The 10,229-nt window shown below is 52.3% G+C and carries 9 protein-coding genes; 2 read left to right on the top strand and 7 right to left on the bottom strand.

What is annotated here, in order from left to right:
* The 3 genes from V7D78_RS05240 to V7D78_RS05230 form a co-directional block, all read right to left on the bottom strand.
* The coding region (locus V7D78_RS05240) for an alcohol dehydrogenase catalytic domain-containing protein (RefSeq protein ID WP_333607382.1) at window positions 1–200 on the bottom strand (200 nt) is incomplete at its 3' end.
* A gap of 15 nt (window positions 201–215) precedes the next feature.
* Complete coding sequence (locus V7D78_RS05235; protein ID WP_333607381.1) at window positions 216–1,412, bottom strand: glycine C-acetyltransferase; 1,197 nt, start codon at window positions 1,410–1,412, stop codon at window positions 216–218.
* Between the two features lie 122 nt (window positions 1,413–1,534).
* Window positions 1,535–2,206 carry a TetR/AcrR family transcriptional regulator gene (locus V7D78_RS05230; protein WP_333607380.1) on the bottom strand — a complete coding sequence of 224 codons (672 nt, stop codon included), beginning with the start codon at window positions 2,204–2,206 and terminating at the stop codon, window positions 1,535–1,537.
* Window positions 2,207–2,334: 128 nt separating this feature from the next.
* Between V7D78_RS05230 and coaD the strand changes: the two genes are divergently transcribed.
* Window positions 2,335–2,820 carry a pantetheine-phosphate adenylyltransferase gene (gene coaD / locus V7D78_RS05225; RefSeq protein ID WP_333607379.1) on the top strand — a complete coding sequence of 162 codons (486 nt, stop codon included), beginning with the start codon at window positions 2,335–2,337 and terminating at the stop codon, window positions 2,818–2,820.
* On the opposite strand, the gene V7D78_RS05220 is transcribed toward coaD, so the two are convergent.
* The 4 genes from V7D78_RS05220 to nagK form a co-directional block, all read right to left on the bottom strand.
* On the bottom strand, window positions 2,810–3,937 hold the full coding sequence (locus V7D78_RS05220; protein ID WP_333607378.1) for an acyltransferase family protein: 1,128 nt from the start codon (window positions 3,935–3,937) through the stop codon (window positions 2,810–2,812). The two genes, coaD and V7D78_RS05220, sit on opposite strands and share 11 nt — an antisense overlap.
* A 2-nt stretch (window positions 3,938–3,939) precedes the next feature.
* Complete coding sequence (gene nagP / locus V7D78_RS05215; RefSeq protein ID WP_333607377.1) at window positions 3,940–5,232, bottom strand: N-acetylglucosamine MFS transporter NagP; 1,293 nt, start codon at window positions 5,230–5,232, stop codon at window positions 3,940–3,942.
* 71 nt (window positions 5,233–5,303) lie between these two features.
* On the bottom strand, window positions 5,304–6,461 hold the full coding sequence (nagA, locus tag V7D78_RS05210; RefSeq protein ID WP_333607376.1) for an N-acetylglucosamine-6-phosphate deacetylase: 1,158 nt from the start codon (window positions 6,459–6,461) through the stop codon (window positions 5,304–5,306).
* Window positions 6,458–7,363: an N-acetylglucosamine kinase gene (gene nagK / locus V7D78_RS05205; protein ID WP_333607375.1), complete on the bottom strand. Its 906-nt coding sequence runs from the start codon at window positions 7,361–7,363 to the stop codon at window positions 6,458–6,460. Before nagK ends, nagA begins: the two co-directional genes overlap by 4 nt.
* 253 nt (window positions 7,364–7,616) lie before the next feature.
* Here nagK and V7D78_RS05200 point away from each other — a divergent pair, with 253 nt between their 5' ends.
* Window positions 7,617–10,181 (top strand): family 20 glycosylhydrolase, encoded by a 2,565-nt coding sequence (locus V7D78_RS05200; RefSeq protein ID WP_333607374.1) that lies wholly within the window; start codon window positions 7,617–7,619, stop codon window positions 10,179–10,181.
* The last annotated feature ends 48 nt before the right edge of the window (window positions 10,182–10,229 follow it).

The raw sequence follows: 10,229 nt of genomic DNA, 5'->3' as shown, positions 1-10,229 counted from the left end.
CCTACGTATTCGTGGCCCACTACCATGCCATGGGGTATGGTGTTTTGCGCCCATTCATCCCACTTGTAGATATGCACATCAGTGCCGCAAATGGCGGTTTTTTTAATGCGGATTAACACATCATTCGGGCCAACTTCCGGCTTATCAACCTCGGTCTGCCAAATGCCCGGCTCTGCTTTTAACTTTGCTAATGCTTTCATTGTTACGCCCCGCCCTTATGCGATCACGCCCATGTCTTTACCAATACGGATAAAGGCCGCTATGGCTTTATCCAGCTGTGCTTTACTGTGTGCTGCTGAAATTTGCGTGCGAATACGCGCCTGACCTTTGGGTACCACCGGAAAGGAAAACCCCACCACATAAATGCCTTCGGCCAGCATACGCTTGGCCATTTCGGCGGCGACTTTGGCATCGCCCAGCATCACCGGAATAATAGCGTGGTCTTTGCCGGCCAGCGTAAAACCGGCGGCGCTCATCTGCTCGCGGAAATAATTGGCGTTATCCCATAACTTGGCACGCAGCGCATCGCCTTGCTGCAACATTTGCAGCACTGTTATTGACGCCGTAACAATAGAAGGCGCTAAGGAATTAGAAAACAAATAAGGCCGTGAGCGCTGGCGCAGCATATCAATAATGGCTTTTTTACCTGAGGTATAGCCGCCAGAGGCGCCGCCCAGGGCTTTGCCCAGAGTACCGGTGATAATATCTACCCGCTCCAGTACATCGCAGTATTCATGAGTACCGCGGCCGTTTTTACCCACAAAACCCACAGCATGGCTGTCATCGACCATCACCAGTGCGCCGTATTTATCGGCCAGATCGCATATCGACTTTAAATCGGCAATCACGCCGTCCATCGAAAACACGCCGTCAGTGGCAATCAGTTTAAAGCGGGCGCCATCAGCATCCGCCTGTTGCAACTGGGCTTCGAGCTCGGCCATATTGTTGTTGACATAGCGGTAGCGTTTGGCTTTACACAGGCGCACACCATCAATAATGGACGCATGGTTCAGCGCATCTGAAATCACCGCATCTTTTGCCCCTAAAATGGTTTCAAACAGGCCGCCGTTCGCATCAAAACACGAAGAATACAGAATGGTATCTTCGGTGCCTAAAAAGCGGCTGATATTCGCTTCCAGGGTTTTGTGGATATCCTGAGTACCGCAGATAAAACGTACTGAGGCGACACCAAAGCCGTGACTGGCCAGACCTTGCTGGGCAGCGGCGATTAAATCCGGATGGTTGGCCAGGCCCAGATAGTTATTGGCACAAAAATTCAGTACCTGCTGGCCGCCAACACTGACATCAGCCTGTTGTTGTGAGGTAATGATCCGCTCGGCTTTAAACAGCCCCTCTGCCGTTAGCTCTGCTAATTGCTGTTGTAAGTGTTGCAGAAAAGCGCCATTGCGCATAAAGCCCCCTGTCCGGTGGTGTAGTCGTTTTTATTGCGGCTATTGTAAAGGTTAACGCCAACGCCTGCAGCGCTTTTAGTACATAGCGCCGTTAACGTAAAGGTAAAGCTGTAAAGTTAAAACTACAAAGCGGCGGCGGCAGCACTTTGCCTGGCCAGCAGTTCATAGTGCTGCTGTAAGCGTTGAATGCGTGGTAAGGCCTGAGCTGTGGCATAGGGTTTAAATAACAATACCACTTTTAATACGCCGCGATAGACACTGGCTTGATCTATCGGCGAGTCGGGCTGCTGGGTTTTTAAATAACTAATCCAAAACGTCACCAGCAACTTAATGCTGTGAGCAAAATCACGGATATCTTCATCGTCAATGGCAATCACGCCGTTTAACTTTAATGCTTTAAGTACTGCTATTACCTGGCTTAACACGCCTTGCTGTACCTGCTGATAATCCTGGCGCAAGGCGGCATCGCGCGCCAATATATCAGGCAAATTGGCATAAAAAAAATGAAAGCGCCACATCAGCTCAAATACCGCATCCAGATATTCGGCCAGCGCATCGAGCGCTTCGGTTTTATCTGATGGTGGCTTAATACGGGTTTCCAGCAATTTGGCGTATTCGCGAAAAATCTGCCGTACTATGTCTTCTTTATTGCGAAAGTGGTAATACAGATTACCCGGGCTGATGCCCAGATGGGCAGCAATATGATTAGTGGTGACCTGGCGTTCACCGACCTGATTAAACAGGCTGATACTGGCCTGCAGGATTTTATCTTTAGTACGCAGCTTTTTTTCCATCAGTGTCAGCAGGCTTCTTACTTAAGGTGGTTATTTTGCTATAGTAACGCCAAACTGACTAAAAACTCTAGTCGCTTACCGTGTTCTCAACTCAGTTGTTGAGATCTTTTACAGGAACACAGCACAAGATGCAGGTTAAAGCCATTTACCCCGGTACCTTTGATCCCCTGACCAATGGCCATGCCGACCTGGTATTGCGGGCCGCGCGTTTATTTGACGCTGTGGTGGTGGCCGTCGCCGCTAACCCAAGCAAGCAGCCCTTATTCAGCCTGGAGCAACGGGTGGCATTGGCGCAGCAAGCCTTCGACCATTGCCCTAATGTCAGTGTTATTGGCTTTTCTGGCCTGTTGGCACAGTTTGCCAAAGAGCAGCAGGGGCAGGTGCTGATCCGCGGCGTGCGGGCAGTAGCCGATTTTGAGTATGAGTTTCAGTTAGCCAGCATGAACCGGTCGCTTAACCCCGATTTAGACAGTATTTTTATGACGCCCTCTGAAAAAAATACTTTTATCTCCTCCACCCTGGTGAAAGAAGTGTGCCGCCACGGAGGTGATGTCAGCAGCTTTGTGCCGTTACATGTTGAACAGGCGTTAAAGCAGAAGTGGGCTAAAGCTTAATAAACATCCGCCGTTGATACAGCCAGTAGGACAACAGCCAGAACAGGCCAACATGCAGCAGGGCAAACAGCAACGAGGCCAGCCTGGCCTCAAGCAGTGTGTTCAGGCTGTCAAAAGCAAACTGATACAGGCTTATACTGTGCCCTTCGTGGTTAATGTGGATAAGTTGGCTGGCCGTGCTGGCCCACAGCCAGCTTAAAATATAAATAAACAACGGGTTGCTGCCATAAATGACCAGGGGTTGCAGCCAGCGTTTTTGCTGCATATCAATACACCAGAACATCGCCGCCAACAGCCACAAAATAAGGCCACTGGACAGCGCCACATAGCTGCCACTCCACAAGGCTTTATTGATTGGCCAGATAAGATGCCAGATAACACCGACCACAGTTAACAACACGGCGCCTGCCAACAAAAAATGCAGGCTGGGCGCTTTACTGCTGTGCTCTTTACTGTTGTGTTCCGTATTAAGTTGCTTGAGCTTAACGGCCAGCAGATAGCCAATCAGGGTTGAACTGATCGCCGGCAAGGTACTGAGTAAGCCCTCAGGGTCAAAGGCCGTCCCAAAGCCATGATATAGATGCGCCGGGCCCAGTAACCATAAATCCAGCCGCTGCACCGCATTGCCCTGCAGTTGATAGGGCAGTTGCAACGCAAACTGCCACAGCAGCAGCCAATAGCACAGCGGCAATAAAAGCGTGATCAGCAACAGCGAGCGCGGTTTCAGATACAGCACTAACACAGCGGTCATGGCATAACAGAGCGCAATACGTTGCAATACGCCGGGTATCCGCAGCTCGGTTACCCCTTGCTGAAATGGAAACCAATGTAGCAACAGGCCAGCGGCAAACAGCAAGCCGGTACGTTTGCCGATTTTAAGCCACACACCGACCGATGGCTGGGCATTGGCCATCGAAAAGGCCAGCGCCGCGCCAACGGCAAATAAAAATAGTGGAAACACCAGATCAGCAAAGGTAAAACCATGCCAATCGGCGTGCAGCAACAGCGGGTAAACATGGCTCCAACTGCCTGGCGTATTGACTAAGATCATTAGCGCAATAGCCAGACCGCGCAGCGCATCCAGTGCCAGAAAACGCTGGCTGGCACTATTCGTCATCTTTATTTCCAGCGGCTTAGTTTATGCCCCTTAATGGCATAAAATAAAATAAAGGCATAGCATGGCAGCATGACCACATAAGCCCCTTGCTGCCCCAGCCCGGTACTGCTGAACAGCCCCCACACTAAGGGACCAAAAGCGCCACCGGCAATACCCATAATTAATAACGCCGAGCCAATACTGGTCAGATGGCCAAGGCCTGATAATGCCAGCGGCCAGACAGCGGGCCAGACAATGGCATTTGCCAGCCCCAGAAACGCAATAAACATTAACGTATCGGGCAAGGCTACACCACCAAAGGGCACTAACAGGACCTTGGATATGGCGTAGGATTCATTGTTGCCAAACACCACTGCCAGCGTCAGTATCACACCTAACACAGCAGAAATAGCCAGTGCCTTTTGCTGCGATAACAGCCGTGGAATAAGTATGATCCCAAGCACATAGCCCAGCACCATACAACCCATGGTATAGGAGGTCATAACAGTGTAACGCTCAACGCCCAATGACAAGGCAAATAAGCCTATAGTGTCACCGGCGATGACCTCAACCGCCACATACACAAATAGCGCCAACACCCCCAACATCAGAGAGGGCTTGGCCAAAGCGGCTTTTAATTGTGTTAAACCAGCACCTTGCGACGCTTCTTTTGCCAGTTCAGGTAACGGCGAAAACTTAACCGCCAGCGCCAGCAAACCTAAAAATACCGCCAACCCAAAATAAGGCATCACCAGCCCTGCGGCCATAGTATCAATCTGCTGCTGCGTTAATGGTGTATCGGCTGTCGACGCAAAGCTACTGGCCATTAATGCTGTAAAGACCATAGGCGCGGCTACGCCAGCGGTTTTATTTAAGATGCCCATAATACTGATGCGCACGGCGGCCGTACTCTCCGGGCCAATTTTTACCACATAGGGGTTTACCGCTGTTTGCAATAAGGTTTGGCCGGTACCAATCACCAATTGCGCCAATAAAAACAACGCAAATGACTGGGTTTGAGCCGCCGGAATATACAAGAGTCCAGCCAGCATCATCACCGCCATGCCCAGCGCCATGCCATTTTTATAGCCTAGTTTGCGAATAAGCCAGGCAGAGGGCAATGCCGTAAAGGTCACGGCAATATAAAAAGAAAATAAAATGAGCGACGCCTGCAATGGGGTCAATTGCAGCATTTGTTTCAGATAGGGCATCAATGACCCATTTAACCAGGTGGCAAAACCTAACACAAAAAACAAAATGGCCACTATGACCATCGGCATCATGCTGCTTTGGCCTTTCGACTGCTCTGCTGTCATTTACTTATCCCTTTACTGTTATTGTTATTGACGATAATGCCTGTGTTTTGCGCTCTGCTTTTCATGTCTGCTCAATAAACCCTATTGCCGGCTATCCAGTTTTGCTGACAGTGCAGTTGCTGATCGAGCAACACCATATCGGCCTGATAGCCCGGCTGCAGCTTGCCGCGGTAATCGCCACAACCCAGCGCTTGTGCCGGATACAACGAAGCCATGCACAGCGCCTCATGCAATTCGACGTCGAGCACCTGCACCGCATAGCGCACTGCCGACGCCATATCCAGTACTGAGCCAGCCAGAGCGCCGTCTTCATTGGTCAGCTGATTACCTTGCCGGCGCACGGTACCGCTAAAAAAGGCAAATTCAGTGTCATTAGTGCCCACCGGCGACATGGCATCGGTCACCAGCAGCACCTTGCCCTTTGGCTTAGCAGCCAGCGCCAGTTTGGCGGCAATCGGGTGTAAATGCAGGCCATCCAGAATAAGGCCACACCAACTGTGGGCATCAGTCAGCGCGACCCCGACCATGCCCGGCTCGCGGGAGCCTAGCGGTGACATCGCATTATATAAATGGGTAAAGCCACAGGCCCCGGCGGCCAATGCGTCCTGTACCGTGGCCGCATCCGCATTAGAGTGGCCCAGCCACACCTGCATGCCGGCAGCGATCAGTTGTTTAATTTGCGCCGGGGTAACATTTTCTGGCGCCACGGTAATCAGCTTAATACCGATATCAGTGCGCTGGTAAATGGCCAGTTCTGCCGCCGTTAATGGTCTGATATGCGCCGCCGGATGCACGCCTTTTTTCGGCAGCGCTAAATGCGGCCCTTCAAAGTGGATACCGATAACACCGGCTAGCTTGTTGGCCAGAGCAGCGGCAATAACATCGGCTGCCTGCTGCATCACCGCCAACGAATCGGTAATCACCGTCGGCAACATGGCACTGGTGCCAAAACGGCGGTGCGCCTGCGCCATAGTGTTAAGCGCAGCTAAGGTGGGCTGGTTATTAAACAGGGCGCCACCGCCGCCATTGACCTGCAAATCGATAAAACCCGGTACTAAGCTGCCGGCCTGCACTGGTCCTGCGGCCGGTGTGATCGCTGTGATCTGCCCCTGCTGCCAGCTCAGTTGCACATTGCTGTGCCAGTGTTCACCATCAAATAGGCGGGCAACGGCCAGGCTGCCAGTAGTGGCGTCAGGCTTAAGTTCAGATGTTGTGATGGACGTTGTCATTGTGTTATTCCGCTGGCTAAAGTGTTGGCGTGGGCTTGGCGGGCAAAGCATACTGCACCGTACTCTGGTGATTGCGCTGAGGGTACGACCAACTGCCGTACTTCCGGCGCAAGATAAGGTTCTACTTTATATGCCAGACCACCAATTAAACACAAGGCCGCAGGATTAATTGTCAACAGGCGCAGGGCAATGTCATTGATATGAGCCGCGCCTTGCAGCACTACTTGCCGGGCAGTCGCATCGCCATGCTCGGCCGCAGTAAACACTAAAGGTGCCAGCCGGGCATAATCAGTGGGGCTGGCATGCATAAAGTGGCCAACCAGCTGCAAAGTATCACTGCAATTCAGCTCAGCCTGCAGCAACTCGGCCATTAACGTTGGCGCGATAAGCTGATCTTTGCTGCGCAGCACCTGTTTTAACAGCTGCAAGCCAAACCAGGCGCCACTGCCATTGTCACCATAGGGAAAGCCATGACCACCGACTTCCAGCAACTGTCCTGCTACCGCAGCCAAGCCACAAGAGCCGGTGCCACAGATAATTACCGCACCATCCTGACCCTGGTGGGCGCCGATGCAGGCAATATGTAAATCACTGGTCAGATATAAACGCGCAAACGGATGCTGCCAGGCAGAAAATAGCTGGTAATATTCCGGCAAATTGACCCCGGCCAAACCGGCGCCGACAATCAGCTGCGACATAGTACTGAGCGGTAAACCGGCCTGTTGCAGGGCTTGCTCCGTAGCCGCCAAAATCGACGTGGTGGCCACGGCCATACCCCGCAGCGGGTTGGCCGGCCCCGACAGGCCCTCGCCTAACAGCTGATTGTTGGCCGACATTAATACCACCCGGCATTTACTGCCGCCGCCATCAATACCTAAATATAAGGGTTGTTGCTCTGTCATCCTCATCCCACATCCTCACGCCTGAGCTGACATCTTGCCCTCAGCTGCTCCTGCTACGGTATTAATCCTGCCAGGCTATTGGCACTGCTACGCAAGTAGCAATGATGTTTGCTAAAACTTGACATTAACATAACTCTTTGCCAAATTGACAGCGTTGTCATTTTATTTTTTAGCATATAATAATTCTGACAAATAACAAGCATCTTGCTTAAAATTCAGACTATTTTTTTCAGTAGCCGCCGGGAGCCCACTGATGCGATTAATTTGTTCATTGATATTATTAGGCTTTATTGCCAGCAGCCAGGCCGGGATCCGCAGCCAGGCGCAACTGGCCGAGCTGGCTAAAGGCACAGCGGTATGGTTTGCCGTGGACTCGAATCTGTTAGCTGAAGGTGCGACCTTTAGCGGCAGCATTGAGTTAATTAACCATTCCGCTCAGGCATTGCCGGCTGGTGAAGCTGACTGGCAAATTTATCTGCATATGATCCGTCGCTTAGAAAGCCCGGAGCAAGCAGGTGTAGTCCTGGAGCATGTACAAGGCGATGTGCATCGCCTGCGGCCAACAGCAGCCTTTAAAGGCTTAGCGCCGGGCGAGCAGTTACTGCTGCATTTTCAGTCGGCACCCTGGATCATCAGTTACAGTGATTTTATGCCCAGAGCTTTTATTGTGGTGCCCGGGCTTACGCCGGAAATTTTTGCCAACACCGACACAGAGCAATTTACTGATTTTGTGCGCCCGCTAACGCGGCCCGAGCAATTACTACGCAATATTGCTGATGGCGATAAGTTTGCCACTATGACTGATGCCAAACGCTACCAGCAACATCAACAGATGCTAAGCGGCTCAAAGCAAACAATATTAAGCCCACAGGCGCTACAACAACGTATTATTCCGACACCACAACAGCTGCAGCAAGGCAGCGGCCACAGCATACTGCACAGTCAGTGGCAGCTGACAGTGCCGCAGGCATTAGCGCACCAGGGCCAGTATTTGCAGCAACAATTACTGCCTTATTTGAGGCTGGAGCTGCGCCAACAAAGCACTGCAAAGCCGCAAATTCGCTTAGCACTGGCCAGTACTGAGCAAGCACTGCCGGCAGAAAGCTATCAGCTAGCCATCAGCGAGCAGCTTATTGAGGTTACCGGCGCCGATGCCGCCGGCGTGTTTTATGGCATTCAGTCGTTATTGGCATTATTGCCGCTTTCCCCCTCAGCAGAGTTTAGCCTGCCGCTTCTGCAGATTAGCGATCAACCGCGCTATGGCTGGCGGGGTATGCATTATGATATGGCGCGCAACTTTCATGGCCTTGAGGTCACCTTACGGCTAATTGAGCAAATGGCGCGGTATAAATTAAATAAGCTGCATTTGCACCTGACCGAAGATGAAGGTTGGCGGCTGGAAATTCCGGGGCTACCAGAGCTGACACAGTTAGGCGCCAACCGCTGTTTTGATTTAACTGAGCAGCAGTGCCTGCTGACCCAGCTGGGCACAGGCCCGCATGCTGGCGGCTCAGGCAATGGCTACTACAGCCGGCAGGATTTTATTCAGATATTACGGCATGCCCGCGCTCATCATATAGAAGTGATCCCGGAAATTGATATGCCAGGCCATGCCCGCGCCGCCGTAAAAGCGATGGAAGCGCGCTATCAGCGGCTGCTGGCTGCCGGTGAGCCTGAGGCCGCCAGCCAATACCTGTTGTCAGAAGCGGCCGATACTTCAGACTACCTGACCGTGCAAAACTACAATGATAACTCTATTAATGTCTGCCTGGAGTCCAGCTATGCCTTTGTCGATAAGGTGATAGCAGAACTACAACAGATGTATATCGAAGCACAAAGCGTGCTGCGGGTACTGCATATGGGCGGTGATGAAGTCGGGGTTGGCTCCTGGCTGGGCGCGCCGGCCTGTCAGCAATTATTTAGCACCCCGGATAATGGCATAGACAGCGTTGCAGATTTAAAACCTTATTTTATAAACCGGGTAGCGCAACTGACTGCCGCCCGCGGTTTAGCGCTGGCGGCCTGGGAAGATGGCCTGATGGCCAGCCCGCAGCAGCCCTTTGCCCGCAGCCAGTTTAATAACCCTGAGGTGATTGTGAACGCCTGGGACAATATCTGGGAATGGGGTTATGGCGATCGCGCCTATGTATTTGCCAATGCCGGTTATGCGGTGGTGCAATCTCCTGGCACCAACTTGTATTTTGATCACCCGCAAGAGGCGCATCCCGAGGAGCGTGGCTATTATTGGGCGGCGCGCTATACCGATACCCAAAAGGTGTTTTTCTACCGGCCGGATCATTTGTACAGCAATGCCGAATATACCCGTGATGGCAGCCCCATTACTGATTTAGCCGCCTTACTGGGCCGGCCGTTACCGCCGTTAGCGCGACCCGAAAATATGCTGGGGATACAAGGCCAGTTATGGAGCGAAACCATCCGCAGCGCTGAGCAATTGGAGCAAATGCTGTACCCGCGGCTGCTGGCTTTGGCCGAGCGTGCCTGGCATAGCGCTCCATGGGAGCCGGACAGACACAGCATTACAGCGCAGCAAGACTGGCTGGCGTTCAGCCAGCGCTTAGTCAGTATTGAGTTACCGCGCTTACAACACAGCGGTGTGCTGCACTATTTACCGCCACCCGGGGCGATACGCGAAGGTGATACCCTTAAAGCTAATAGCGCCTGGCCGGGCTTAACGCTCGAATATAGCCTGGATCAGGGCCGACAGTGGCTGCCTTATCAACAGCCGTTACCGGCACATACCAGCCCCTGGTTCAGAAGCCGTGTTGGCCACCACAGCAGCCGGATTATTTCACCCTGAGCCGCTGGCCTTAATGGTTAAATATAAAAACCCCCGGCAGTAAGCCGG

The organism is Arsukibacterium sp. (genome assembly GCF_036735525.1).
Lineage (GTDB): Bacteria > Pseudomonadota > Gammaproteobacteria > Enterobacterales > Alteromonadaceae > Alishewanella.
Note: the sequence above shows the minus strand (reverse complement) of the source record. Positions and strands in the feature narration are given on the sequence as shown.